The sequence below is a fragment of the Streptomyces sp. NPDC017993 genome (assembly GCF_044328065.1).
Classification (GTDB): Bacteria; Actinomycetota; Actinomycetes; order Streptomycetales; family Streptomycetaceae; genus Streptomyces.
Map to the genome: position 1 here is coordinate 160,308 of NZ_JBIRGO010000009.1, position 25,221 is coordinate 185,528.

Genomic DNA, 25,221 nt, shown 5'->3' on the forward strand with positions numbered 1-25,221 from the left:
GCCTGCTGCGTGCCTCGTTGCTGATGGCGCTGGGCACCGTCGCCTCCCGGGGAACCGGGCTCATCCGGCAGGTGCTCCAGGCCGGCGCGCTGGGCACCGGCCTGCTGGCGAGTACGTACAACACCGCCAACGTCGTCCCGATGAGCCTCTATACCCTGCTGATCGGCGGCGCGCTCAACTCGGTGCTGGTGCCGCAGCTCGTCCGGGCCAGGGCGGAGCACGCGGACGGCGGACGCGCCTACGAACAGCGGCTCGTCACCCTTGTTCTGAGCGTGCTCGCGGCCGGCACGCTGCTCGCGGTGTGGGCAGCGCCGCAGATCGTCGCCGTCTACACGCCGGACACCCCGCGCACGCACGCAGCCTTCGAACTCACCGTGGTCTTCGCCCGCTTCCTCCTCCCGCAGATCTTCTTCTACGGCCTGTTCTTCGTCCTCGGACAAGTCCTCAACGCACGCGGCAAGTTCGGCGCGATGATGTGGACCCCCGTCCTCAACAACCTCGTACTGATAGCGATGTTCGGCGTCTACGTCGGCCTGCTGACCGGCCCCGACCGGATCGAGGACATCACTCGCGGACAGATTCACCTGCTGGGTCTCACCACCACCCTGGGCATCGTCCTCCAGGGCGTCGCGCTCATCCCGTTCGTCCGCGCCGCCGGCTTCCGCTTCCGGCCCCGTTTCGACTGGCGCGGCACCGGCCTGCGCAAGAGCATCGCGGCAGCCCGCTGGACCCTGCTCTTCGTCGTCGCCAACCTGGCCGCGATGACCGTCGTCACGCACTACGCCAACGCCGCGGACCAGCGACTCCCCACGGCAGGCGTCGGATACACCGCCTACTCCTACGCCCAGACGATCTGGATGCTTCCGCAGTCGATCGTCACCGTCTCCCTGGTGACGGCCCTGCTGCCGAGGATGAGCCGGGCGGCTGCCGCCCACCGTCTGGACGACCTACGTGCCGACCTCTCCCGCGCGCTGCGCGTCAGCGGCGTCGTCATCGTCCCGGCCGCATTCTTCTTCCTCGTCTTCGGCCCGCAGACCGCACAACTGCTCTTCGCCCACGGCACGGTCGACGCCGCGTCGGCCGAACCCGCCGGGCACATGCTCCAGGCGTTCGGCCTCGGCCTCATCCCGTTCTCCGCGCAGTACCTCCTGCTGCGGGGCTTCTACGCCTTCGAGGACACCCGTACGCCGTTCTGGATGGCCGGCGCGATCGCCGCCGTCAATGTCGCCCTCGCCACCGCGTGCCATCTCCTGCTGCCCGCGCGCTGGTCGGTCACCGGCATGGCCGCCGCCTACACCGTCGCGTACGGCATCGGACTGCTCGCCACCGCGTTGCTGCTGCGCCGCCGGCTCGCCGGGAGGCTCGACGGCCGTCGGCTGTGCCGCACCTACGGCAAGCTGACCGCGGCCGCCGCCACGGCCGGCACCCTCGGCTGGGCCGTCGCACGCGTCTGCTCCGACGTGCCCGCCGCGGCGCTGCGGACCCCGGCCCTGACCCTGTCCGCGGGCGGACTCACCATGGCGCTGGTCTTCGTGCTGTCCGCCCGCCTCCTGAAGATCGGGGAACTGCGGAGCCTGCCCGGTCTGCGATGACGGTGGGGCCGCGGGTCACACCGCCTGCGGGCGGGGCCACGAGGGTCGCTGCGCGGCGGCGCCGATCCAGCGGATGACCGCGCCGACCGTCGCGTCGTCGAGCTGGGCGAGCCTGTGGACGGCGGCGCCGTCCCCCGCCATCGGGGCGACACCTGCCGCCGTGAGGGCGGCCTGCATCTCCAGCCGTCGGCGATCGGGCGTGCTCACGGGGGGTTGGCGCCGGGCTTCGGGGTGCGGGGGAGCGAGGTCGTCGCGGCGCGGCGGCTGCTGCCGGTGCTCCGGATACGCGTACCGGTGGTCGGCCGGCGGCGGGGTGCTCGGCCGGCACGTCTCCGGGCGGGAAGCCCGTCCGATGTCCCCCGTGTGCGGGCCGGCCGCCACGCGGTCCTCGGGACGCGGCGGCGAAAGCAGGCGACTCGGGTACACGGCCGGCACGAGGTATCCGGCCGGGAACGAGGCCGTGGCGAGGCGGTCCTCGGCGCGCGGGGGAGCGAGGGTGTAGTCCGTCGTGGCGCGGTATGCCGTGGATGCGGGGCGAGCGGGAGCGCCGTCCGTCCAGGGGGCCGCGCCCAAAGGGGTCTGCTCGCAGTACGTCGACATCAGGGCCTCCACCACACGTGATCGGGGAATCCGAAAGATCCGAAGATCCGGAGCGGTCGCAACACCCGCATTCGGTCTCGCTTGTTCGGAAGCGCGGCGGGCCCCTCGCGGTTGCGTGAACTGTGGGGGTTCACCCGAAGGGAGCATCGGCAGGCCCGTTGCGGCCGTAGGGAGGCGGACGGTCGGCTCCGGCCACTCCTCCGCTGCCGGCGGCCATCGGTACGGCCCGCCCCGGGCATACGGCGGTTCGCTACGGTGACCCGATGTCGCACTCCGGCCGCCCTGCGGATCCGTACTGGAATCACAATGTGCACCACCACCGACTGGTGCTCGAATCGGTGCCGGAAGGGTGCGGCCGGGCGCTGGACGTCGGCTGTGGTGACGGGCTGCTGGTCCGCAAACTGGCCGGACGCGCGGGCACGGTGACCGGGGTGGACCGGTCGTCCGAGATGGTCGCCGTGGCGCGCGAGCAGAGTGCCGGGATCCGGAACGTCGACTTCGTCGAGGCGGACTTCATGGCGGTGGACGACGGGGCCGGCCGCGGCGGCGAAGCCGGCGGGCCCCGAGCGGTCACCTCTGCGGGCGGGTACGACTTCCTCAGCGCGGTGGCCGTCGTCCACCACCTGGACTTCGCCGCCGCGGTGGACCGGATGGCCGGGCTGCTCGCGCCCGGTGGCCGCCTCGTCCTCGTCGGACTGGCGAACAACCGGACACCCTGGGACTGGCTCCTCAGCGGGCGCAGGCGTACCCGCGGCCCGCTTCCTCGCCCTGCGGTACGGGGGCAAGCACGACCCGTCGGGGATGCCCGTGCGGGACCCCGACATGGACTGGGGCGAGGTGCGGCGCGCCGCCCGGGACCGGCTGCCGGGCTGCCGTTTCCGCCGTCACCTGTTGTGGCGCTACTCAGTGGTGTGGGACAAACCGCGCGGCGGGGACTGCGAACGGGTGGGCTGACGGAACGACGCATGCGCAGCGCACACGACCGGCGAAAAGGAATCCCATATTCCATCCCCTTCTTGCCGATTAGCCGCTCTCGCGGAACTCTCGCGCCTTCTGACGGACCTTCAATGCCTTTAGATGCACCTGGTATCGCATAACGGGGATTGGGCTGGAAATACTGGAAAGGAGCGGGCAAGAGGTGGGCCGGGAGGCGGTTTCCGGGCGCTGATTCGGGTGCCGTCACGGGGTAAACACACAATCGTTTCCCGACGTTCACACTGTGGTGATTACCGCGGTGGAAAGCTGCCTGCGGCCGTACACCCAACGGCCGGTACCGGCCGTGCCCCACATCTCGCGGTCGAGTGCCACATTTCGGGGAGAGGACACCATCCGTGGACAACACCCGCGTGACCCGTCGCGGCAGGACCGCGCTGGCCGTGGCCGCAGGAACGATTCTGGTCGCCGTCGGCGCACAGATCCCGGCGACCGCCACGACCGCCCCTGCCGCCCACTCCGGATCCGGTGCCGCGTCGGCCGCCCGGCACCCGTCCGTCGGCGCGTACGACGACACGTATTACAAGGACGCCATCGGCAAGACCGGTCAGGAGCTGAAGGATTCGCTGCACCGGATCATCAGCACCACCCAGACCGGAAAACTCTCCTACGACCAGGTCTGGGACGCCCTCAAGGAGACCGACGAGGACCCGGCCAACAGCGCGAACGTCCTCCTGCTCTACACGGGGCGTTCGCAGAGCAAGAACACCAACGGCGGCAATCCGGACGACTGGAATCGTGAGCACGTCTGGGCGAAATCCCACGGCGATTTCGGCACCGCCACCGGGCCCGGCACGGACATCCACCACCTCCGTCCGACGGACGTGTCCGTCAACAGCACCCGCGGCAACAAGGACTTCGACAAGGGCGGCACGGAGGTCGGCGAGGCGCCCGGCAACTACACCGACGATGACTCCTTCGAGCCCCGCGACGCGGTCAAGGGCGACGTCGCCCGCATGATCCTTTACATGGCCGTCCGCTACGACGGCGACGACGGCTTCGCCGACCTGGAGCCCAACGACAACGTCGACAACGGCTCCCAGCCGAACATCGGCCGGCTCTCCGTCCTGAAGCAGTGGAGCGAGGAGGACGCGCCGGACACCTTCGAGCAGCACCGCAACCAGGTGATCTTCGACAAGTACCAGCACAACCGGAACCCGTTCATCGACCACCCCGAATGGGTCAACGAGATCTGGTAGCTGACGCCTGCTCAGGTCGGGTCGGCGCGCGTGTCGCGCCCGGCCCGAAGCGGGCCCGGGCCGTCCGCGTGCGGGCGGGCGGCCGGGTGCCCATGACGGCTGCGGGACGGCGGACACACCGGATGGAGTAGGTCAACCGGCGAGCCGGCGCGGTCGTTTTTAGCGTGGACGCATGTCGTCAGCAAGTTGGCCCCCCGTCAGAGTCGGTACCGCCTTGGTGGTTTGTGCCGCGAGCCTGCTGGTCGCGTGCGGACCGGCCGTCGCCGATGGTCCGCACGGCATCGACGACGCGCGAAGCGTCCGCTCGGGCCCCGCCACCGGAAGCCGGCTGCACCAGCCCGGAGTGCAGTTCCTCCCCAGACCGGGCGTACCCAGTCCACCCGCCGTCACGGCACTGTCCTGGGCCGTGACGGACGCGCAGAGCGGAAGGATCCTCGCGGCGAAGGACGCCCACCGCCGTCTGCCTCCCGCCAGTACCCTCAAGACGCTGTTCGCGCTGACGGTGCTCCCGAAGTTCCCGCAGCAGGCAGCGCACACCGTCACCGATGCCGAACTGGCCGGCATCCTGCCGGGCAGCGCGCTCGTCGGCATCAAGGAGGATGTGCGCTACAGCGTCGCCGACCTCTGGCGCGGCGTCTTCCTCAGCTCGGGCAGTGACGCGGTGCGCACCCTTGCCGCGATGAACGGCGGCTGGGAGAAGACCGTCGCCGACATGGGTGCGGTGGCGCGCCGCCTCGGCGCCAACGACACCACGGTGCGCTCCGCGGACGGTTTCGACAGCGAGGGGCAGTTCTCCTCCGCCTTCGACCTGTCCGTCTTCGGCCGGGCCGGTCTGGCCAACCCCGACTTCGCCCGGCTCGCCTCGACGAAGACGGCGAAATTCCCCGAGTCCGGGGGCACGCGAGCCTTCGGCATCCAGAACACCAACCGGTTGCTGGTCGGCTCGCACGGCGTGGTCCCGTACCCCGGCCTGATCGGGGTGAAGAACGGCTACACGAGCCAGGCGGGCAACACCTTGGTCGCCGCCGCCAAGCGCAACGGGCGGACCCTGCTGGTCACCGTCATGAACCCGCAGACCAGCTCCGACAACGCCGTGTACGAGGAGACACGCACCCTGCTGGACTGGGGGTTCTCCGCGGCGCCCCGGGCCGCGGGGGTGGGCACCCTGCCGGCGACGGGCCCCATCGAGCTGGATGGCGACACCCACAGCGCGGTGCGCAAGTCCCAGCCCGCCGCCCTGCTGAACAAGCCGGCAAAAGCCGACGCGGCGCACGGAATGGCCCTGGCCGGAGAGCGGGACGCCCAACGGCGCACGGTGTACGTGTGGTCCCTGTCCGCGGTCGGGGCGTCCGCCCTCGCAGGTGCCGGACTGTGGTGGCGCCGCCGCAAGCAGCGCAACACCCCGCCTGCGCCGCTGATCTGAGCCGGAGGGGCTCCGCCCGCGCCGGCGCCCCCGGAGGCGTCGGCGCGACCGGAGCGGGTCGTCCGTCGCACATCTGTATGAACGGTCCGGAAACCGGGGACGGCGCGACGACCCCGCCCGGTGAAGGGCGACGCGTCTGTCGCAGTTGTGGTGACTGCCGGGCGTCGCTCGGTGTAGCGTCCTGATCAGCTGTCGTGGTTCCGAAGTGCCGGGCGCCCGTGTCGCATTCACGGGCGTCCTTGCTGTGCTGTGCCTCTCCGGACCAGGGCGATCACCTCCGGGTTCCGCAGTACGCGGAAGCCGATTCAAGCCCATTGAACGAAGGAGACAGGTATGGCTACCGGCACGGTGAAGTGGTTCAACGCGGAAAAGGGTTTCGGTTTCATCGCGCAGGACGGCGGCGGCGCCGACGTCTTCGCGCACTACTCGAACATCGACGCCCAGGGCTTCCGTGAGCTGCAGGAGGGCCAGAAGGTGAGCTTCGAGGTCACCCAGGGCCAGAAGGGCCCCCAGGCGGAGAACATCCGCCCGGCTTGATCGCCGCCCACACGGCGCCCGCTCCCGACGGGGGCGGGCGCCGTCGCGTGCGAGGGCGCCCGTGCCGAGTACGAGGCACTCGTCCGCCGCTCAGGGGCGACGGTCGTTGAGGATCTTCTGGAAGAGCCGGTGATCGCGCCAGGCACCGTGGATGTGCAGGTATTTCTCGGCGACGCCGAAGGGCACGAAACCGCACTTGATCAGCACCCGCTGCGAGGCCGCGTTCTCCAGGAGGGTGCCCGCCTCCAGCCGGTGCAGACCCAGCTGCGCGTCGGCCGCCGTGCACACCGCCTTCAGCGCGGCCGTGGCGAGCCCGCGGCCGAGGTGGCTCGCGTCGATCCAGTAGCCGACGGTGGCACTCCGCAACGGTCCCAGCGTGATGTTGGTGAGGTTGATCGCTCCGACGACGTCGGACGACCCGGCGGCGTCCTGGCTCTCGCGGACCATGAGCAACGGCATCAGACGCCCGGCGCTCTTCTCGGCCAACTGCATGCGCAAGCGCGCCGACTGCCCGGCGGGCGTGAAGAAAGCCTCGTCCCGGTCCGGCTCCCACGGCCGGAGATGTTCACGGCTGCGCAGGTAGGCCCGGGCGAGGCCGGCCGCGTCCTCCGGTGTCGGGGGCCGCAGCGAGACGTCGGGGGTGATCTGGAAGGGCGCGCGGGTCATCCGCTCAGCCTAAGGACGGGGGGCCGGGGCGGGTGCTGAAGCTGCGGGTCGCAGCTTCGCGTGGGCTCCCTCGGCTGCGCCCGCGCGGAGACGGACGGCGGGTAAGCCACTCCGCCGCACCCGGCGGCTCGACCGTCAGGACTGCGGCGGCTGGTCCTGGTCGCCCGGCGTCCCGTACTGCTGCCTGAGCTTTTCCTGGGCCGAGTCGACCTGACCCTTGTACTTGCCCTGGGTCTTGCTGTCGACGAAGTCGCCGGCCTTGTCGATGCCCTTGGAGGTCTGGGCTTCGTGGCCCTTCAGCATGTTCTTGAGCTTGTCCATCATGGACATAGGTCATCCTCCTCGCCGGGTTCCCCCGCACCATCCAGCATCGCCCCTGGTCGCACGATGTGCATCCGCGCGTCGGGACGGCCGCCCCGGCACCGCTTCCGCCGCGTCCGCCCGTACGGAATCCGGGCGCCCGCGGAGGCGGTCCGCGGGCCTCGACGCCGAAGCGGCCGCAGAGTCAGGAATTCGCCTGCCGCAGCCACCGGCGCGGAAAGCCGGGCGGTCCACGGCGCTCACCCGTTCGGATCAGTGTCCGCGCCGCTGCGGGCGCCCGCAGGCCCGCTCGACGGGCAGGGTGCGGTGGTCCGGCCGAGAATGCAGCGGTGAGCGATGACCAACGCAGTGCCGACGACAACACGCCGCGCCCCCCGCCGTGTGACGAGGAGCGAAGGCTTGCCAGAAAGGCGCTGGCAGGCCGGGCGCGGAACGCCGAAGAACTCTCCTTGCTGATGGACATGCTGGACCTGGATCCGTCGCAGGACGCCCGCCACGAAGCGGCGCGCGGCCACGACGCCGGGCGCGGCGGCGGTCGCGAGCGCCGGCACGAGTCGCGCCGCGACACCTGCCGCGACGCGCGCTCGTGGTCACCGGGGCCAGGCTGACGCCGCACCCCACCCCGGCCGCGCATGCCGGGCCGTGTCGGACGCCTCCGACCGACACGGCCCGGCACCCCTAGCCGTCCGTGCGGCTTCCCGCCACGGCCAGCCGCAGAGTGACGATCTGGAAGGGGCGCAGCGCCATCCGTACGGTGTTGCCGTGCCGCTCGATCACCGGGCCGTCAGCCGTCGCCCGTTCCAGGAGGTCGGTGGCGTGGGCGCCGGCCAGGTCGAACTCCGCGGTCAGGGTGGTCCTGGCCCGCCCTCCGTGTGCCTCGTGAAGGCGGACGACCACATCGCCGCTCCCGTCGTCGGCGAGCTTGACCGCGGTGACCACCGTCGCGTCGTTGTCGACCGTGACCAGCGGCGCCACCGCGCCGGTCCCGGTGATCCGGCGCTCCGGCAGGTTGATGCGGTGCCCCTCGCGGACGGCGTCGCCGATCGCGGCGCCCGGCGCGAGCGCGTAGCGGAAGCGGTGCAGCCCCTGGTCGGTCTGCGGGTCGGGGAAGCGCGGGGCGCGCAGAAGGGAGAGCCGGACGGTCGTGGTGGTGCCGCGGTCGCCCTCCTCCCGGACGGTGCGGGTGACGTCATGGCCGTAGGTGGCGTCGTTGACCAGCGCGACGCCCCAGCCCGGCTCCTCGACGTGCACGAACCGGTGCGCGCAGGCCTCGAACTTGGCGGCCTCCCAGCTGGTGTTGGTGTGGGTGGGCCGGTACAGGTGCCCGAACTGGGTTTCCGCGGCGTACCGTTCGGCGTGAATGTCCAGGGGAAACGCGACCTTCAGGAACTTCTCCGTCTCGTGCCAGTCGACCTCGGTGTCGATGTCCAGGCGTCGCTGCCCCCGCGCCAGGGTCAGCGACTGGACCACCTGTGAATCGCCGAAGGAGCGGGTGACGCGCACCGTCGCCGCGCCCTGCGAGACCTCGCCGAGCGCCACCTCGTCCGCCGCGGTCAGGTCGGTCACGACGTTGCGGTAGAAGGAGTCCACGTCCCAGGCGTCCCACATGTTCGGGAAGTCCGGGTGGATCTGCAGCAGGTTCGCCGCTCCGCCGGGCGCGACGGTCTCCCGCTCGACCGCGAGGTCGTACGCGGAGACGACCAGACCGCGCTCGTCGATCTCGATGCGCAACAGGCCGTTGGTGAGGACGAATCCGCCGCCGTCACGGTCCTCGGCGCGTACCGCCGCGCCCTCCCGCGACACGGTGGCGACGGCGCCCGCGGCCACTCCCTCGCGGGTGTGCGGCGCGGAGTTCGCCACCAGCTCGGTGTCCCCGCTGCCGGCGAGCGCGGTGAGCGCGGCGGCGATGAGGTCTTCGAGTTCCGCGGCCACCGTGGCGTAGGTCTTCTCCGCCTCGCGGTGCACCCAGGCGATGGAGGAGCCGGGCAGGATGTCATGGAACTGGTGCAGGAGCACCGTCTTCCAGATGCGGTCGAGCGCGGCGTACGGATACGGGTGCCCGGCCGCCACGGCTGCCGTCGCCGACCAGAGTTCGGCCTCCCGCAGCAACTGCTCGCTGCGGCGGTTGCCGCGCTTGGTCCTCGCCTGGCTGGTGAGCGTCGCGCGGTGCAGCTCCAGATACAACTCGCCCACCCACACCGGTGCCTGCGGATACTCCGCCTCGGCCTTGGCGAAGAAGTCGGCGGGTTTCTCCCAGACCACCACCGGCGAGCCGTCCAGGTCACGCAGCCGGCGGGCCTTGGCGATCATCTCGCGGGTGGTGCCACCCCCGCCGTCGCCCCAGCCGGTCGGCGCCAGCGAATGCCGCGCCACCCCCTTGTCCTTGAAGTTCCGTGCCGCATGGGCGATCTCCCGCCCGGCCATCTGGCAGTTGTAGGTGTCCACCGGCGGGAAGTGGGTGAAGATCCGAGTCCCGTCGATGCCCTCCCAGCGGAAGGTGTGGTGCGGGAACGCGTTGATCTGGCTCCAGGAGATCTTCTGCGTCAGCAGCCACTTCGCGCCCGCGGCCTTGATGATCTGCGGCAGGCCGGCGGCGAACCCGAAGGTGTCCGGCAGCCACGCCTCGTCGTTCTCGACGCCGAACTCCTCCAGGAAGAACCGCTTGCCGTGCACGAACTGCCGGGCCATCGCCTCCGAGCCGGGCATGTTGGTGTCCGACTCCACCCACATACCGCCCGCCGGCACGAACCGCCCGTCCGCGACGGCCTTCTTGACCTTGGCGTAGACCTCCGGCCGGTGCTCCTTGAGCCAGGCGTACTGCTGCGCCTGCGACATCGCGAAGACGAAGTCCGGCTCGTCCTCCAACAGCGCCGTCATGTTCGATGCCGTCCTGGCGACCTTGCGGACGGTCTCGCGCAGCGGCCACAGCCATGCCGAGTCGATATGCGCGTGCCCCACCGCGCTGATCCGGTGCGCGGACGCTCCGGCGGGCGACGCCAGCACCGCCCGCAGCTGCGAACGGGCCGCCTCCGCCGTGCCGTTGACGTCCTGGAGATCGACCGCGTCCAGCGCCCGGCCCACCGCCCGCAGCACCTCCCAGCGCCGCGGGGCGTCCACCGGGAGCTCCGCCATCAGCTCGCCCAGCACCTCAAGGTCCTGGATGAGTTCCCAGACCGTGGTGTCGAACACCGCCAGGTCCATCCTGGCCAGGCGGTAGCGCGGCTCGCTGCCCGCGGTCTCGCGGTCGCCCAATGGCGTCGGCAGGAACGGATGCACATCCAGGATGACGGGGTTGGACGCGGCCTCCACGTGCCAGGTGACCTGCTCACCGCCCTTGACCGGCGCGCCCACCCGTACCCACTGGTTGCGTGGGTTGATGGCCTTCACGGGCGTGCCGTCGGGCGTGTAGACCAGCGCCTCGCACTGGAAGCCCGGCATCCGCTCGTCGAAACCGAGGTCGAGCACCGCCTCCACGGTGCGGCCGGCCCATTCCTCCGGCACCGTCCCCACCACCTTGAACCAGGTGGTCGCCCAGGGAGCGCCCCAGGCGTCACCCACCGCGACGGGGGTGTGCCGGGCGGCCAGGCCCTCGGCGACGGACACCGGTTCACCGGGCGCGACCCACGCCGCGACCTCCAGGGGAACCGATCGGGGGTAGAGGGCGGGCCGGATGCGCTCGTCCAGCACACGCTGGAGGCGGGCCTCGACCAGTGCGCGATCGTCATGCATGAAAGGTCGCTCCGTCGGATCGGGGAGGGTGGCGGGCGGCAACAGGGGCCGTCCGGTGCTGCGTTACCAGTGGTGCTGTGTCAGGGCGGGCTCCGAGGCGGTGAACAGCTCGTCCACCGCACGGACTTCGAGCGCGGCCGCCTTCTCGTTCTGCTCGCGGCGCAGCTCGGGAAGGTAGAACGCCGTTCCGCAGGTGCCGCCGAGATGGCGCCGTCCGCCGTCCGGGAGCCGGCGGTGCAGCGTGTAGTGCCGCACCGCGCCGGGAGCGGGCCGCCAGTTCTGTCGCAGAGCGGCGGTGCCGTCGCCCTGTTGAACGCCAGATCCCGGTCGTTCTCCGGTGTCCACGCGGCCAGGCTCCGCCAGGTGATCCCGTTCCCGGGTTCGCCCGACGGCAGCGAGTCGGGGAACCAGTACGACGCACAGGGCTGCAAGGGGCCGGGGGCACGCGGCCCGGTCGGGGCGGCGCCGGACTCCCGGCCGGCTCCGGCCGCCGGGCCGAGCAGGGCGGCCGCGGCGCCCGCCCCGGCGAGCACCACACGGCGGCGGGACAGCGGGCGGGGTGGTGGGGGCATTGAGGTGCTCCTCCGATGACGGACGGTGGGGGCGCGAGTGCCGACGGCTTCTACAAGGCGCCCGGCCCCGGCCCCGACGGCAGGCCCTGGCACACCTCGTCGGCCTTATGGACCTCGGTGATCCCGCGGGACGTCAAGTGGGCCGCGTCCTGCGCGAGTTCGGCCAGCACGAGGGTCGGACGCGCCCCCTGGGCGGTGAGCCGCGCCCACGCTTCGAAGACCGCGCCACCGGGCGCGCACACCGAACGGCGTGGTGCGTCCTCCGCGCCACCGGTGTCGACGACCAGCGCGGTACTGCGTACCGGTGGCCGGTGCTCGCGGCCGCGCCACTCCTCGACCAGCGCCGCGATCGCCTTTCCCGCGGGCTTGAGCGTACGGTCGTTGCCGAGCAGGCCCAGCCCGTACTCCAGCTCGGGGAAGTCGGCGAGGGACCGCGAGACATCGTGCGAACACCACCAGGTGACACCCCACACGTCCGGGCAGTCCAGGGCGTTGACGACGGTCGCCTCGGTGAAGTCCGCCGCCCGCTCGGCGGGGATGTGCGGGGCGGGGGCGCCGACCTCCTGGAGCCACACCGGGCGGTGCGGGTCGGTCGCCCATGCCTTGGACAACTCGATCAGATAGGCGGCGTGGTGCTCGGTGGCGGTGCCGGCCGGGCCGTGCCGCTGCGCGGTGCCGTTGAACACCCAGGAGTGCACGGCTGTCACGGAGCCGAGCCGGGCGGCCTGGGCGGGCGTGAACGGATGGCCGTCGCGGTACCACGCCGCGTCGTACTCGGCGTGCAGATGCATCCGCCCGGGCGCACCGCGCTCGCAGGCCGTCAGCATCCGCTCCAGCCAGGCCGCGGCCTGGCCGCGAGTGATCCGGTCCGGGTCCGGGTGCGGCCCGTCCGAGAACTGGTTGATCTCGTTGCCGAGTGTCATCCCGAGGAAGTTGGGTCGGTCGGCCAGCGCGGCGGCCAGTGTCCGCAGATACTCTTCCTGCCCGGCGAGCACGTCGGGGTCGGTGAAGAGGTTGCGGCGGTGCCAGGTCTGCGTCCAGGCGGGCAGGAAGTCGAAGCTCGACAGATGGCCCTGCAGCCCGTCGACGTTGACGTCCAGCCCCCGCTCGGCGGCGGCGTCCGCCAACTGCACCAGCTGCTCCACGGCGCGCGGCCGGATCAGCGTGCGGTTGGGCTGGAACAGCGGCCAGAGCGGGAAGACCCGGATGTGGTCAAGGCCGAGGGCGGCGAGGGAGTCGAGGTCGGCGCGGACCGCGTCCGGATCGAAGTCCAGCCAGTGATGGAACCACCCTTGTGTGGGCGTGTAGTTGGCGCCGAAGCGCAGCGGGCGGCGGGCGGTGTCCTGCACGGGCATGGGCGTTCCTGTCAGTGAGGGCCACGTTCGGGCGCCGGGCGGTCGGTGTGCGGCGGCGGTGCGGGGCCTCGGTCAGCCCTTGACGGCACCCTCGCCGACACCGCGGAAGAAGTAGCGCTGGAGGCAGGCGAACAACACGATCAGCGGCAGGACGGCGATGATGGTGCCGGCCGCGACCAGCCGCTGGTTGTCCGCGAAGGTGCCGTGCAGAAAGTTCAGGCCGATGGTCAGGGTGAATTTCGACTGGTCGCTCAGCACGATCAGCGGCCACAGGAAGTCGTCCCAGGCGCCCATGAAGGCGAAGATGGCGACGACGGCGAGAGTGCCCTTGACCGAGGGGAGCGCGATCCGGAAGAACCGCTGCCAGGCGTTGGCGCCGTCGACGAACGCGGCCTCGTCCACCTCGTACGGCAGCCCCGCGAAGGCGTTGCGCATCAGCAGCACGTTCATCGCGCCGATGCAGCCGGGCAACAGCACCCCGATCAGGGTGTTGTTCAGCTGGAGTTCCCGCATCGTCACGAACTGGGCGATCATGATGCTCTCCACCGGCACCAGCATCGCCGTCACGAAGACGACCAGCGCGGTGCGCCGTCCCCTGAAGCGCATCCGGGCCAGTGCGTAGCCCGCGAGCGCGGCCCCCACACAGTTGGTCAGCACATTCGCGGCGGCGACCTGGAGGGAGTTCAGTGCGAAGTCCCAGACCGGGATGATCTTGGCGACCCCGGCGTAGTTGTCCAGTGTGACGTCGTGGGGGATCAGGTCGGGCGGGTAGCGGTAGATGTCCTCGCCGGCGCCCTTGAGGGACGTCGACAGCTGCCACAGGAACGGCCCGACGGTCAGCGCCAGCACGGCGAGCAGCAGCAGGTAGCGCAGCACCAGCTGCCACGCCGGCATCCTCCGCCGCTCCTCCCGGTCGCGTGCTGCCGTGGCACTCATGCGTCCTCCTTGCGGTTGGCGCGCAGCACGAGCAGCATCAGGCCGAGGGTGAGGACGAAGACCACGACGGACAGCGCGGAGGCGTATCCCACCCGGCCGCTGAGGCCGGTACCGACCTGCTGCACGAGCATCACCAAGGTGGTGTCCGCGCCTCCGGGCCCGCCGGTCGGCCCGGCCATCAGGTAGACCTCGGAGAACACCTTGAAGGCGCCGACCGAGGAGAGCGCGGCCACCAGCACCATCGTGGAGCGCACCGCGGGCACGGTGACGGTCAGGAAGCGGCGTACCGCACCCGCGCCGTCGACCGCACAGGCCTCGTGCAGCTCGCGGGGGACACCGGCCAGCGCGGCCAGATAAATGATCATGTAGTAGCCGAGGCCCTTCCAGACCGTGACCGCCATCGCGCTGAGCAGCAGCAGCCAGGGGTCGCTGAGGAAGCCGACCTTGCCGAACCCGACGGTCTCCAGCACCGCGTTGATCAGCCCGCGGTCGTCCAGCAGCCACACCCAGATCAGTCCCACCACGACGACGGAGGCGACCACCGGTGTGTAGAACGCGGCCCGGAAGAAGGTGATCCCGGGGAGGTGCCGCTGGACGAGCAGGGCGAGCAGCAACGGCAGCACCACCAGCAGCGGGACGACACCCAGGACGTACAGCAGGCTGTTGCGCAGCCCCGTCCAGAACATCGCGTCGTGGATCAGCTCCCGATAGTTGGCGCCGCCGACGAATTGCCCCTCGGTGAGCGTGCGCGCGTCGGTGAAGGAGTGCGCCACGGTGCTCAGGAACGGGTACAGGCTGAATCCGGCGACGATCAGGAGGCCCGGGGCGAGGAACAGCCAGGGGCTGGAGGGCAGATGCGTACGGATCCCACGGCGTCGGCGGTGTGTCCGGGGCGGTGGGGGAGCGGCGGACGGAGCGGCGGGCTCGCTCCGCGGTGTCGTCTCGGTCTGCACGTTGCCCGGCCTCAGCCGGTCGCGAGCAGGCGGTTGCAGTCGGCGACCGCCCCGTCCAGCGCCGCCTTGGGCGACAGCTCGCCCTGGACGGCCTTGGCGACGGCATTGCGCAGCACGGTCTTCATCTGGTCGCTGAGCAGCACCGGCGTGTAGTTGACCGCATCCTTGAGGGAGGCGGCCGAGGCCACCCGGACCCGGGTCGCGTCGGTCCCGTCCTCCTTGGTGAAGTACGGATCGCTCAGCGAGCCCTTGGTGCTCGGGAAGATCGTCACTTCCTTGGCGAACGCCATCTGGTTCTTCTTGTCGGTGACGAAGTGCGCGAAGGCGACGGCCGCCGGCTTGACCTTGCTCTGCGCGTTCACCATCAGGCCCTGCACGTACATGTTGGCCTTGCCGGTGTTGTTGACCGCGTCCGTGATCCCGATGTTCTTGTAGAGGCCGGGCGATTCCTTCTTGAAGTTCTCCAGGTCGTGCGCGCTGCCCGGGTTCATGGCCACGGACTGCTGCTGGAACTTTCGGCCGGCTGACTCGGCCTGAGCGGTGAGCGCCTGTGAGTCCAACGCCCCCGCCTCGTACAGCTCCTTGTAGTGCTGCACCAGCTCGACGCCCTTGGGTCCGTTGAAGGTGAACTTCGTGCCGGACGCGTCCATCAGCGGCACGCCGTAGCGTCCGAAATCCTCGATCGACGGGGTGCTCGCGAGCATCGCTATCCTGCGGTCGCTCTTCTTCGCCATCGACACGGCGTCCTGGAAGAGCTGGTCGTACGTGGTCGGCGGCTTCTCCGGATCCAGACCGGCCTGCCGGAAGAGATCCTTGTTGTAGAACATGGGGCCGGTATTCAGATACCAGGGGAAGGCGTAGACGCCTTTCATTCCCGGCATCTCATGGCTCTTCCAAGCGCCCTCCAGATACTCGCCGCGATATTTACCGGCGGCTTTTTCCAGGTCCAGCGCGATACCGGCTTTGGCCAGCGGATAGGCGAGGTCGGGGGAGACGTTGACGACGTCAGGCAGGGTGCCGCCGGCGGCATCGGCGCTGAGTTTCTCCGGATACCCCTCGGCCGGCTGGTCCACCCAGGTTACCTCGGCATCCGGGTACTTCTTCTCGAAGTCCGCGATGACACCCTCGAAATAGTCCTTGAAATTGGCCTTGAGGTTCCAGGTCTGGAAGGTGACCTTTCCCTCGACCTTGCCCGAGGCGCTGTCCGAACCGCCGGAGTCTCCCGAGGCCCCGCACGCGGACAGGGCGAGCGCCGAGGTGACCAGGACCGTGCTGAAGGCTGCTGTTCGGCGGGATATGCGCATGGCCGGCGGGCTCCTTTGCTCGAACCAGAAACATGTCGAAATGCTGCGCGCCGGCCACCGGGGAAGCCGGGGCCGCCATGGCGCATTCCCATCCTTCGGACCCGTGGTGAATCCGATCCCCGGGACATGCTGATCAGGACAGAATGGCGGTCCTGACCTTGACGAGTGGACCCGAGTAGACCTTTCAACGGCTCTCGGATGACAACGCGGCAGACGGTACTAATGCGTTTTAGTGAGTGTCAACACCCCCACCGCAACCGACTTCGCGGGATCTCGATCGGAAGGCATCCGATGCGCTGGTCACGCCGCGCGCACCGCTCCCTAGATCCCTTCCCCGAACGTTTGACAGGCGCCCTCGTGCTGATCAGACTGAGCGCACTAATGCGGTTTAGGGCGTGCCCGGACGACCCGGCTCGCGCCCGGCCGCCGCACGGGATGCGCACGCCCCGCCGCACGAGGAGAGCCCGTCATGACAGCGCCCGGTGAGGCCGCCCGCCGCAAGCCGGCGCGCCGGCCGACGATCAAGGACATCGCACGCCGGGCCGGGGTGTCGGAAAGCGCCGTCTCCTTCGCGCTCAACGACCGGCCGGGCGTCTCCCAGGACACCCGAGCCCGGGTTCGCCGCGTCGCCGAGGAGCTCGGCTGGCAGGCCAACAGCGCCGCCCGCGCTCTGTCCGGCGAACGCGCCGGCTGCACCGGCCTGGTGCTGGCCCGCCCCGCGCAGACACTCGGCGTGGAGTCCTTCTTCCTCCAACTCGTCTCCGGCATCCAGGAGGTGCTCTCGGCACGGAAGATCGCGTTGCTCTTCCAGGTCGTCGAGGACCTCGACGCCGAATGCGCCCTCTACCGCCGCTGGTGGGCCGAACGACGCGTCGACGGCGTCCTCGTCGTCGACCCGCGCACCGAGGACCCGCGACCCGAACTCCTCGCCTCCCTCGGGCTCCCCGCAGTCGTCGTCGGCGGTCTCGGCGCCCCGCAGCCGGCCACCGCGCGTCCGCCGCTGTCCACCGTCTGGGCCGACGACTCCAAGGCCATGGCCCGGATCCTCGACCACCTCCACGGCCTCGGGCACCGCCGGATCGGACACGTCGCCGGACTGCCGGGCCTCGCTCACACCGAGCGCCGGATTCGCTCCCTGCGCGCCGAAGCGGACCTGCGCGGCCTCGACGCGGACCACGTCCGGTCGGTGACCACCGACTACTCCGACGCCGAGGGGGCCGAAGCCACCCGCCGCATCCTCGACGTGGCCACGCCACCCACGGCGATCATCTACGACAACGACGTGATGGCCGTGGCCGGCGCGTCGGTCGCGGCGGGGCGCGGCATCGCGGTACCGGGCGAGTTGTCGATCGTGGCCTGGGACGACTCGGCGCTGTGCCGCGTCACCCACCCCCGGCTGACAGCGCTCGTCCGCGACACCCCGGGCTTCGGCCGGCTCGCCGCCCAGGAACTGCTCGCCGTACTCGACGGCGGACCCCTGCGCACCGTCCAAGGCGAACTGCCCCATCTCGAAGCCCGGGAGAGCACGGGGGAACCGGGGGCGTCTTAGGCGTGGCTTCCCCGGCGATCGGGTCCGGCCAGGTCAGCAGGACTTGCGGACGTAGCCGTCGGTGCCGGCGGGGCGGACATCGCGGTCGCGCAAGGTGACGGACAGGGACTGCCCCCAGGACCGGCAGGCAGCGGCGAAGTCCTTGTTCACGTACTCGATGTCGAAGATCCTGCCGTCGTAAGCCTGGCTGAAGTCGGGGCACTCCTTGTAGCGGGCGCATTCCTCGACGACGGCGAAATCGAAGCCGATGCGCGTGTGCCGGGGCAGGAGGTCAGCGGTGTTCTTCTGGGCGATGGCCAGGTGGCGCAGGTGTGCGCGATCGGCCAACATCCGCGCGAAGGCGGCCGCGTGCCGACTGGTCAGTTTGCCGTCGGACCGCTCGTAGGAGTCGAGGTTGTCCGGTTCCACCGCGTCGAAACCCGCTGCGGCGCAGCCATCGATCCACGGCCCGACGATACCCATGAGGGCCGTGCGCCGTGCCGGGGTGGAGATGTCGAGCAAGGGCTCATCCCAGTCCTCGTCGGTGACCGGGTTTCCGTCGTCGTCCTTCAGGAGCAGGTCGGGGTGGTGCTTCTCCCACCAGGTGACGGCCTTGCCGGGCTGCGTCTGGAAGGCGTTGACGTAGCAGATGTTGTAGAGGCCCTCGGCGGGTTCGGCGCTGCGGTCGCGGGAGACCGCGCGGACCTTGTCGGGGGGCGGATACGGGTCGCCGAGCTGGTAGTCGAACTCCGCGTTCGCGGCGGGAAGCCGTACGCGCCCCGGTGCGCCGGGCCCCGTGCCGCCGGCGGACTCGGATGCGGAGGTGGATGCCGGGTCCCTGTCGGCGCCGCGGTGTGGGCCGGTGGCGGAGCAGGCCGTGCCGAGCGCCAGGACCGGGGCCAGGACGAGGGCCAGGAGGCCGACGGTGCGGGAGGGGGGAGGAACCACGGGGCTGACCCTACGCGCGGACCACACGGCTCCCCTTCCCGGCGCCGGAAGAATGGCCGACGAAGGTGCCCGCGTGCGTGGCGGCCGACCGGCCCAGGGTGGCACCGCCGTTGTCAGCGGAAGGCGAAGAAGACGACGAGTACGAATCCGCAGACGAATACGACGAGACTGTGGGCTTGCCCGACGATGAAGCATCTGCCGCACCGGAGTTGGCGTCCTGGCAGGCGGCGAGCGCGAGCGCGGCGGCGGCGATCAGCGTGGCTGCGACGGTCTTGCGACCGCGGTGGAGCGTGGTGTGATCCGACATGAGTCCCCCTTGGCTGTTTCCTGCGTACGGCTCGAAGACCGGCCCCGGGGCCCGCTCCGTTCCGTGGAAACCACACTCTCCGGCGCCGCTGATGATCCACTAACACGCCGCTAACGCCTCGGCGGGCGACGCAGCAGACCGTCGGGCCGAGGGTGAGGACGGGGTCCCCCACCTGACCAATCCGCCGCCCTCTACGCTCCGAAGCACGAACGGGGTTGCCCACGCTTCCCTGCGGCGGATCCACCGGAGACGACCGGCGGTGAGCGATCCGGGACGATGAAGGAAGAGCGATGACGGGTGACGAATCCAAGGCGCGGCCTCGGCGGCAGGAACGGCCGATGTCCCCGCTCGTGCTGAGCCGGCGCCCCGACACACCGCGGGCCGCCGTCCTGCTGCTGCACGGCGGTCGTGCCGACGGGCTGGAGGCGCCCACGTGGTGGAACCTGCCGGGGCGACGGATGGCACCGTTCGCCAGGGCGATCGCGCGCGCCACCCGTGACGCGGACGTGGCGCTCGGCTCGGTGCGCTACCGCCACCGTGGCTGGAACGGTACGCGCGCCGACGCCGCCGCCGATGCGCAGTGTGCCCTGGACGACCTCACCGCGCTCCTCGGCGAGCTGCCCGTGGTGCTGGTGGGTCACTCCATGGGCGGCCGGGCCGCGCTGAGAGCCGCCCGGCATCCGTCGGTCCGCGCTGTCGTGGGGCTCGCGCCGTGGTGCCCCGACGAAGAACCGGTCGACCACCTGACGGGCAAACGCGTCGTCCTGCTGCACGGGGACCGTGACCGCGTCACCGACCCGCGCGCCACCGCCCTTTTCGCCGGCCGCGCACGGACGGCCGGCGCCGAGGCGTACGCCCTGACCATGCCGGGCGGTGACCACGCGATGCTGCGCGGGGCCGGCGCCTGGCACGACCTGACGACGCGATCCGTCGCCGGACTGCTCGGGTGCGAGGACCTGCCGGAAGCGGTCACCCGGGCGCGTCTCACGCTCCCACCCGCAGCGACATAGCGGCGTTCATCGGCAGTGGGCATCCCACGCTGCCCCTGTCCTGTCGCCCGGCAGTCTGATGACGGTCGCTGCCACTGATCACACGAGCCGCCGCCCGGGAGTCGCCTCCAGGCGTACGAACGGGATGGACCGCCCGGCCGCGCGGAAGGCGGCTTCGCTGCTGTCCACGTCGAAGCCCATGAACGTGCACAGACGGCGGGCGAGCCGTGGGTGCTGGGGAGCGTAACGGGCCATGAGTGCGGCGCCGTCCTCCGGGGGCAGGAAGTATGCGGTGGTGGCGTAGCGGCGACTGCCGAACCGGATCGTGGCCCCTGGGGCGTTGCGCAGGTTCTGGTACCACGCTGCGGCCGGGCCGAAGCCGGACGCGATCGTCCAGCTGAGCGTGTCGCCCTTCCGCTCGTACGCGATCACTTCCAGGACCACGCTGCGACGCAGCCTTGTGCGGCGACCCGTGTGAGGCAACAGGAGCAGTCTTTTGCCGAAGAGTGCGCCGAGCCCAGCCGGTAGAGGCGGATGGGCAGGCGAGCCAGGAAACGTCGCCATCCGGTGGGCAGTTGGGGGCGTTCTTGTGGCGAGAACAGGTGCGTCATCGTCGCCTTCCGAGGTCGGGAAGCCTCAGCCCCCGGCCGTGATCGGAGAGCGAGGCCCCCGGGGGGCGAACCTTCGTCTGTGCAGCCTTTGCAGGTGGCCGAGTGAGTATGCAGGGTGCACCGGACGATAGAAATGGGGAATGAGCGAGCGTGAAGCCCCTGTGAGGGACGTGGATGATGTGGACGCGGTGACCCGTGCGGTGCTCACGGCGTCGCGACTGCTGGTTGCGGTGTCCGCGCGCTCGCTGGCGGAGGTCGAGGAGCGGGTGACGCTGCCGCAGTTCCGGATGCTGGTGGTTCTCTCCACGCGCGGAGTCACCAAGTTGGTCACCCTCGCCGAACTCCTCCAGGTCGCCCCCTCGACCGCGATGCGCATGGTGGACCGCCTTATCGTGGCGGGCCTGGCAGACCGGCAGACCAACCCCGACAACCGCCGCGAAACCCTGCTGCGTCTCACGGACGAGGGGCGTCGCACCGTGGAGGACGTCACCCGCCGGCGTCGTGCCGAGATCAGCGCGATCGTGGAGCGGCTCGCCCCCGGTCAGCGTACGGCTCTCATCAAGGCGTTGACCGCTCTCAACGAGGCGGGTGGTGAACCGCCCGCGGAGGAGCAGGAGTTGCACCCCCTGGGGTGGGCGGATGCCTCGACCCGGAGTGGTGCCTGAGCCGGCGAATCGGGTGCGTCACCGACGGAGCTGGTTCACTTGGGAACGGTGGAGGCGACGTCATCCAGCGTCGCGTCCGTGACCAGGCCGGTGTCCTCCAGTACGTCCATGTGGTCCTGGACGGTGTTGTTGGTCTGGGTCGCCAGCCGCCGTATGAGGGCGTTCTTGGTGGTGGCGCGGACCTCGCCGATGGTGATGAAGATCTTGCCGTGGGATGCCCGCAGCAGGTCGACGAAGAGCTGGTCGAAGGCGCGACCCCGGACGTCCTTCAACTGGTCGACCCAGCCTTGCTGCTCGGGAGTGGCCTCGTCGGGGATCGGCGCGTTCAACGCCTCGGAGTCCTCACGGGCCAGTTGGTCGAGTTTGCTGTGACCGTCGAGCACATGCATACCGGCGCGTTTGATGGCTTCGCTCGATGCGTGCGTCTGGGCGAGCCGAGCGGCCGGGATCTCCCACAACCCTGCCTGCCGCACCTTGACGAGGAAGGTCTTGTCCAACTCGGTGATCGTGCCTGCGCTTCCGGCCTGACGGGCAGCCGGTCCGGCCGCTGCCGCCGGGAGGTTGGCGGAGACCGACTGGTCGTCAGGGCTGCCTCTTTGGGAGAGCCAGACGGAGACGGCGGCGATGACTGCCACGAGAGCGACCGTGAGGATGAGCACGCGACCACGACCGGCGCGCTGCCTGGGATTTCGGGCGTGAGACTTCATCATGCCTCCTGAAGTGCGGGACAATTCGCCTGCGAGCGTTGTGTCACGGCGGACTGCTGGGGCATGAGCCACGCTAATCTTTGCATAGGGCAAACGATCTGATTCAGCGATGATGCTCAAAGGCGGGTGACGCCGGAGCGCCATCGGATACGCTCCTGCTTTTTGTCTCGTCGTCCGGCAAGCCGCAGGCCACGGCATGAGAGCAGCCCTCATCACGGGGCACGCACAACGGGCCCCTGGGCGTACTGCCCGGGACCCGCCGTGGAGAGCGATTCAGCCGTGTGGCGCCGCTGGTGTCAGCTGTGCGTCACGACCCCTGCCGCCATACGGCCGCAGTTGGAACCCGAGACGCTGACACTGACGGTCTCGATCGTGCCACCCCAGTCCACGCACAGGCCCTTCGCCTGCAGGTAGACCGGACCTGCGTAGGAGGTGTAAAGGCCGCTGTCCCACACCGCGTCGGAACTTCCGTCACTCGCCGCGAGATAGGTGTACATGTATACCTTCGAACCGGGACTGTTCCGAACTGTCACCACACAGTTCTTTCCGGTTTTGGAGTTGTACGTGAGATACACCTTTCCCTTACCGGTGATCGGCACGGAATTCACTACGCTGTAGCCGCTTCCGCAGGCTCCGTTGTAGGCGGCGGGCGCCGGAGCGGCGGATGCGGTGGTGGCGGTGGCCATGGTGGCGAGACCGGCCACGGCCAGTACTGCGGATCCTGCGATGGCACGTGAACGCTTCATGGGAATCCCCCCGTTGGATGGTAGGCGTCGCGTGGTCATTTCACAGTGTTGGACAGGAGTCGGCCGGGAATGGTTGTACCCCGGGTCGATAAACTTTCTCCCCGGCCTTCGAACACCCCTCGGACGCAACTGCACAGAGCCCCTCCGGAAAGCCATGTCCTCGCACTTCAGCGTGAATTCGCCGCTCCTCGAACGGCTTGTGGGCAGCGGGAAAATGATGATGAAAACCGGCGCAGGAGTACCGCGGCCGGCTGGGCACGACTACGGCCGGCCCTCGGCGCCTTCTTGAGCGTCGGGAGCCGGCCGTAGTCGTGCGCCGGGCCGGGGGGTTCAGCCGTTCGCGAGCGCCTTGAGGCGGCTGTACGCGCCGTTGAAGCGGTTGCGGTCGCCGACCGGCTTCCCCGAGGAGGTGTGCTGCCAGATGCTGTGGAAGCGCCAGCCGGCCGGCAGCGTGCCGACGGACGAGGCGTACCGCGGGATCCACAGCGGGTTGGTCTTGCCGAACCGGCTGGAGTTGCCGGTGCACGTCTTCCACCAGTTGGTCGAGGTGTAGATGACCGCGTCGCGGCCGGTCTGCGCCCGATACGTACGGAAGAAGTCCGCGATCCAGCTGACCATCCCCGCGTGGCTCTTGCCGTAGCAGGTCGCGCCGTAGGGGTTGTACTCCATGTCGAGCGCACCGGGCATCGTCTTGCCGTCCTTCGACCAGCCGCCGCCGTGGGAGGCGAAGTACTTCGCCTGGGTGGCGCCGCTGGAGTGGTTCGGCAGCGCGAAGTGGTAGGCACCGTGGATCATCCCGGCGTCGTACGAGCCCCGGTACTGCTGGTGGAAGTACGGGTTCTTGTAGCTGGTTCCTTCGGTGGCCTTGACGTACGCGAAGCGGACCCCGGTCTTGTGCAGCGCGGCCCACCCGACGTTGCCGTTGTGGCTGGAGACGTCCACGCCCGCCACGGAACTGGACGACGTCTGCGGCTCCGTGTCGGCGGCGCGGTCGATGCCCTCGTGGGCAGCGATGGTGGAGCCCATCCAGTCCTGCTCGGGGTGGGCGGGACCCTGCCCCGCCTGGGACGCCGCGGCGGAGCCCGACAGCGCGAGTGGCAGAGCGAGCACGGAGAAAAGGGAAACGAGTGTTCCGGCCGCAACGGTGCGTGTGCGGCGGGCCGGACCGGATCTGCGCAAGGGCATCGCATGCCTCCGAAGGCCTTCGGTTGGTCAGGTTCGACAGCATTTGAGCAGAATCCTGCCGATAAGAAGACTTTCTACGCCGAGACGGCCGGACTCCTGGGCCAACAGGCCGTCAGGCGGACGACCGGACCTGCCATCTCACTCGTGTGGCCGTCACGTACGGCGGTCTCCGCCCGGATCCGGGTGGCCTCCGGCGGCCTCCGCTTTCGCGGAGCGGGCGCCCTCGCGACCGGGCGCCGGGCCGCCGGTGCACGCATCCGCCGCCGTGCCCTAAGACACGAAAGCGGGCCCCGGCATTGCCGGGACCCGCTTCGCTGGTGCAGCGGCGAACGCGCCGTGTCGCGCGTCGCCCACTGCCCGGCCGACCGTGTCGGCTCCTTCTGTTATCACGTCATGTCACTGCCGCGTTGGAACGTCCCCCTGCTCCGCGGCGGGTCCGATCGATCGGGCTCAGTAGGCCGAGTCGACGTTGTCGATGGAGCCGTAGCGGTCGGCCGCGTAGTTGGCGGCGGCGGTGATGTTGGCGACCGGGTCGGTGAGGTTATCGGGAGTGCCGGCCACGTGGTAAGCGTCGAACGTGGGCTGGATCACCTGCAGCAGACCCTTGGAGGGAGTGCCGTTGACGGCGTTGATGTCCCAGTCGTTCGAGACGTTCGGGTCGCCGCCGGACTCGCGCATGATGTTGCGGTGCAGGCCCTCGTAGCTGCCGGGGATGCCCTTGGCCTTCATGATGTCCAGGGACTCACGGATCCAGCCGTCGAGGTTGTTCGCATAAGTCTTGGGGGCGTCGGCCTTGGCGGCGGCCTTCTTGGCGGCGGCCTCCTGCTTGGCGACGGCCGTGACCTTCACGTCGGCCGTGGCGGAAGTCGCCGGCTTGGAGGCGGCCTGGGCGCCGGGCGCTGCGGTGACTGCCAGGCCCGTGGTGGCGGCTGCGCCGGCCAGCAGGGCGGTGGCGATCTTGTGGGTGCGGGTAATGCGGGTGGTACGGGCAGCGCGGGGCAGGGTGAAGCTACGCATGCAGAGTGACCTCTTCCAGGTATGGGGACGGGGAGGTGGCCTTTGTGGCGCGAAGGAGACCGAGTGTCTTCGCTGCGCTCGCCCATCGGGGCGTAGGTCGCAAGCTCTTCTCGGTGCGTCCGGAATCCATGGTTAACGCGGGCCCCGGACGGTGGCAAAGGTGCCTTTTACTACCCGGCTTCGTGCGGTGGACCGAAGGGCCCGAGATCAGCGCGGTTCGGCCGGTGTGGGCCCAGAACGGCCGGAACTAAGCGCGTTCGTACGTGACCTAAGTCCTGTGCCGGGCATCACCTGACGGGGGCTTCGCAGCCCCCTTTTCCGGGGTCGCAAAGTTGCTT

Annotated in this window: 25 protein-coding genes and 1 pseudogene; 10 read left to right on the forward strand and 16 right to left on the reverse strand. The window is 70.1% G+C overall.

The window, feature by feature from the left end; translation table 11 throughout:
* The first annotated feature begins 23 nt into the window (after window positions 1-23).
* Window positions 24-1,592 carry a murein biosynthesis integral membrane protein MurJ gene (gene murJ, locus ACH4FH_RS18540; RefSeq protein WP_398557111.1) on the forward strand — a complete coding sequence of 523 codons (1,569 nt, stop codon included), beginning with the start codon at window positions 24-26 and terminating at the stop codon, window positions 1,590-1,592.
* A 15-nt stretch (window positions 1,593-1,607) separates the two neighbouring features.
* Here the strand turns inward: murJ and ACH4FH_RS18545 are convergent, their stop codons facing one another.
* Window positions 1,608-2,192, reverse strand: a complete 585-nt coding sequence (locus ACH4FH_RS18545; protein ID WP_398556920.1) for a hypothetical protein — start codon at window positions 2,190-2,192, stop codon at window positions 1,608-1,610.
* Between the two features lie 263 nt (window positions 2,193-2,455).
* On the opposite strand from ACH4FH_RS18545, the pseudogene ACH4FH_RS18550 reads away from it, so the two are divergent.
* The 5 genes and pseudogenes from ACH4FH_RS18550 to ACH4FH_RS18570 all read left to right on the forward strand — a co-directional run.
* Window positions 2,456-2,830: pseudogene (locus ACH4FH_RS18550) on the forward strand (class I SAM-dependent methyltransferase); the annotation flags it as partial.
* A gap of 163 nt (window positions 2,831-2,993) precedes the next feature.
* A complete protein-coding gene (locus tag ACH4FH_RS18555; protein ID WP_398557122.1) occupies window positions 2,994-3,146 on the forward strand; it encodes a hypothetical protein in 153 nt (50 codons plus the stop codon).
* A gap of 377 nt (window positions 3,147-3,523) precedes the next feature.
* Window positions 3,524-4,384 (forward strand): endonuclease I family protein, encoded by an 861-nt coding sequence (locus tag ACH4FH_RS18560; protein ID WP_398556921.1) that lies wholly within the window; start codon window positions 3,524-3,526, stop codon window positions 4,382-4,384.
* A gap of 172 nt (window positions 4,385-4,556) precedes the next feature.
* Complete coding sequence (locus ACH4FH_RS18565) at window positions 4,557-5,807, forward strand: D-alanyl-D-alanine carboxypeptidase family protein (protein WP_398556922.1); 1,251 nt, start codon at window positions 4,557-4,559, stop codon at window positions 5,805-5,807.
* A gap of 333 nt (window positions 5,808-6,140) precedes the next feature.
* Window positions 6,141-6,344: a cold-shock protein gene (locus ACH4FH_RS18570; protein WP_398556923.1), complete on the forward strand. Its 204-nt coding sequence runs from the start codon at window positions 6,141-6,143 to the stop codon at window positions 6,342-6,344.
* 90 nt (window positions 6,345-6,434) lie between these two features.
* On the opposite strand, the gene ACH4FH_RS18575 is transcribed toward ACH4FH_RS18570, so the two are convergent.
* A complete protein-coding gene (locus ACH4FH_RS18575) occupies window positions 6,435-7,010 on the reverse strand; it encodes a GNAT family N-acetyltransferase (protein ID WP_398556924.1) in 576 nt (191 codons plus the stop codon).
* A gap of 135 nt (window positions 7,011-7,145) precedes the next feature.
* On the reverse strand, window positions 7,146-7,340 hold the full coding sequence (locus ACH4FH_RS18580) for an antitoxin (RefSeq protein WP_398556925.1): 195 nt from the start codon (window positions 7,338-7,340) through the stop codon (window positions 7,146-7,148).
* Between the two features lie 320 nt (window positions 7,341-7,660).
* Here ACH4FH_RS18580 and ACH4FH_RS18585 point away from each other — a divergent pair, with 320 nt between their 5' ends.
* A complete protein-coding gene (locus tag ACH4FH_RS18585; protein WP_398556926.1) occupies window positions 7,661-7,939 on the forward strand; it encodes a hypothetical protein in 279 nt (92 codons plus the stop codon).
* 70 nt (window positions 7,940-8,009) lie between these two features.
* Here ACH4FH_RS18585 and ACH4FH_RS18590 read toward each other — a convergent pair whose 3' ends face one another.
* The 6 genes from ACH4FH_RS18590 to ACH4FH_RS18615 all read right to left on the reverse strand — a co-directional run bounded on the left by ACH4FH_RS18590 (window position 8,010) and on the right by ACH4FH_RS18615 (window position 16,180).
* Complete coding sequence (locus tag ACH4FH_RS18590) at window positions 8,010-11,060, reverse strand: alpha-mannosidase (RefSeq protein WP_398556927.1); 3,051 nt, start codon at window positions 11,058-11,060, stop codon at window positions 8,010-8,012.
* Between the two features lie 63 nt (window positions 11,061-11,123).
* On the reverse strand, window positions 11,124-11,405 hold the full coding sequence (locus ACH4FH_RS18595; RefSeq protein WP_398556928.1) for a hypothetical protein: 282 nt from the start codon (window positions 11,403-11,405) through the stop codon (window positions 11,124-11,126).
* Between the two features lie 277 nt (window positions 11,406-11,682).
* Window positions 11,683-12,987 carry a glycosyl hydrolase gene (locus tag ACH4FH_RS18600; RefSeq protein WP_398556929.1) on the reverse strand — a complete coding sequence of 435 codons (1,305 nt, stop codon included), beginning with the start codon at window positions 12,985-12,987 and terminating at the stop codon, window positions 11,683-11,685.
* Between the two features lie 72 nt (window positions 12,988-13,059).
* Complete coding sequence (locus ACH4FH_RS18605; protein ID WP_398556930.1) at window positions 13,060-13,923, reverse strand: carbohydrate ABC transporter permease; 864 nt, start codon at window positions 13,921-13,923, stop codon at window positions 13,060-13,062.
* Window positions 13,920-14,789 (reverse strand): carbohydrate ABC transporter permease, encoded by an 870-nt coding sequence (locus tag ACH4FH_RS18610; protein WP_398557112.1) that lies wholly within the window; start codon window positions 14,787-14,789, stop codon window positions 13,920-13,922. The genes ACH4FH_RS18605 and ACH4FH_RS18610 overlap by 4 nt, the downstream gene beginning before the upstream one ends.
* 98 nt (window positions 14,790-14,887) lie before the next feature.
* The gene (locus tag ACH4FH_RS18615; RefSeq protein WP_398556931.1) at window positions 14,888-16,180 is read right to left on the reverse strand and encodes an ABC transporter substrate-binding protein; all 1,293 of its coding nucleotides are present in this window, start codon (window positions 16,178-16,180) and stop codon (window positions 14,888-14,890) included.
* A gap of 469 nt (window positions 16,181-16,649) precedes the next feature.
* Here ACH4FH_RS18615 and ACH4FH_RS18620 point away from each other — a divergent pair, with 469 nt between their 5' ends.
* Window positions 16,650-17,729 (forward strand): LacI family DNA-binding transcriptional regulator, encoded by a 1,080-nt coding sequence (locus ACH4FH_RS18620; protein ID WP_398556932.1) that lies wholly within the window; start codon window positions 16,650-16,652, stop codon window positions 17,727-17,729.
* Window positions 17,730-17,762: 33 nt separating this feature from the next.
* On the opposite strand, the gene ACH4FH_RS18625 is transcribed toward ACH4FH_RS18620, so the two are convergent.
* The gene (locus ACH4FH_RS18625) at window positions 17,763-18,656 is read right to left on the reverse strand and encodes an endo alpha-1,4 polygalactosaminidase (protein ID WP_398556933.1); all 894 of its coding nucleotides are present in this window, start codon (window positions 18,654-18,656) and stop codon (window positions 17,763-17,765) included.
* Window positions 18,657-18,666: 10 nt separating this feature from the next.
* A complete protein-coding gene (locus tag ACH4FH_RS18630) occupies window positions 18,667-18,963 on the reverse strand; it encodes a hypothetical protein (protein ID WP_398556934.1) in 297 nt (98 codons plus the stop codon).
* A 290-nt stretch (window positions 18,964-19,253) separates the two neighbouring features.
* Between ACH4FH_RS18630 and ACH4FH_RS18635 the strand changes: the two genes are divergently transcribed.
* Window positions 19,254-19,973 (forward strand): alpha/beta hydrolase, encoded by a 720-nt coding sequence (locus tag ACH4FH_RS18635; RefSeq protein WP_398556935.1) that lies wholly within the window; start codon window positions 19,254-19,256, stop codon window positions 19,971-19,973.
* Window positions 19,974-20,051: 78 nt separating this feature from the next.
* Here the strand turns inward: ACH4FH_RS18635 and ACH4FH_RS18640 are convergent, their stop codons facing one another.
* Window positions 20,052-20,435: a nitroreductase family deazaflavin-dependent oxidoreductase gene (locus tag ACH4FH_RS18640; RefSeq protein ID WP_398556936.1), complete on the reverse strand. Its 384-nt coding sequence runs from the start codon at window positions 20,433-20,435 to the stop codon at window positions 20,052-20,054.
* Window positions 20,436-20,703: 268 nt separating this feature from the next.
* Between ACH4FH_RS18640 and ACH4FH_RS18645 the strand changes: the two genes are divergently transcribed.
* On the forward strand, window positions 20,704-21,228 hold the full coding sequence (locus tag ACH4FH_RS18645; protein WP_398556937.1) for a MarR family winged helix-turn-helix transcriptional regulator: 525 nt from the start codon (window positions 20,704-20,706) through the stop codon (window positions 21,226-21,228).
* Window positions 21,229-21,263: 35 nt separating this feature from the next.
* On the opposite strand, the gene ACH4FH_RS18650 is transcribed toward ACH4FH_RS18645, so the two are convergent.
* The 4 genes from ACH4FH_RS18650 to ACH4FH_RS18665 form a co-directional block, all read right to left on the reverse strand.
* Window positions 21,264-21,863, reverse strand: coding sequence for a DUF4142 domain-containing protein (locus ACH4FH_RS18650; RefSeq protein WP_398556938.1), 600 nt, complete (start codon window positions 21,861-21,863; stop codon window positions 21,264-21,266).
* Between the two features lie 368 nt (window positions 21,864-22,231).
* A complete protein-coding gene (locus ACH4FH_RS18655; protein ID WP_398556939.1) occupies window positions 22,232-22,681 on the reverse strand; it encodes a spore-associated protein A in 450 nt (149 codons plus the stop codon).
* 330 nt (window positions 22,682-23,011) lie between these two features.
* A complete protein-coding gene (locus tag ACH4FH_RS18660) occupies window positions 23,012-23,866 on the reverse strand; it encodes a lysozyme (RefSeq protein WP_398556940.1) in 855 nt (284 codons plus the stop codon).
* Window positions 23,867-24,316: 450 nt separating this feature from the next.
* On the reverse strand, window positions 24,317-24,883 hold the full coding sequence (locus ACH4FH_RS18665) for a transglycosylase SLT domain-containing protein (protein ID WP_398556941.1): 567 nt from the start codon (window positions 24,881-24,883) through the stop codon (window positions 24,317-24,319).
* Between the last annotated feature and the right edge of the window lie 338 nt (window positions 24,884-25,221).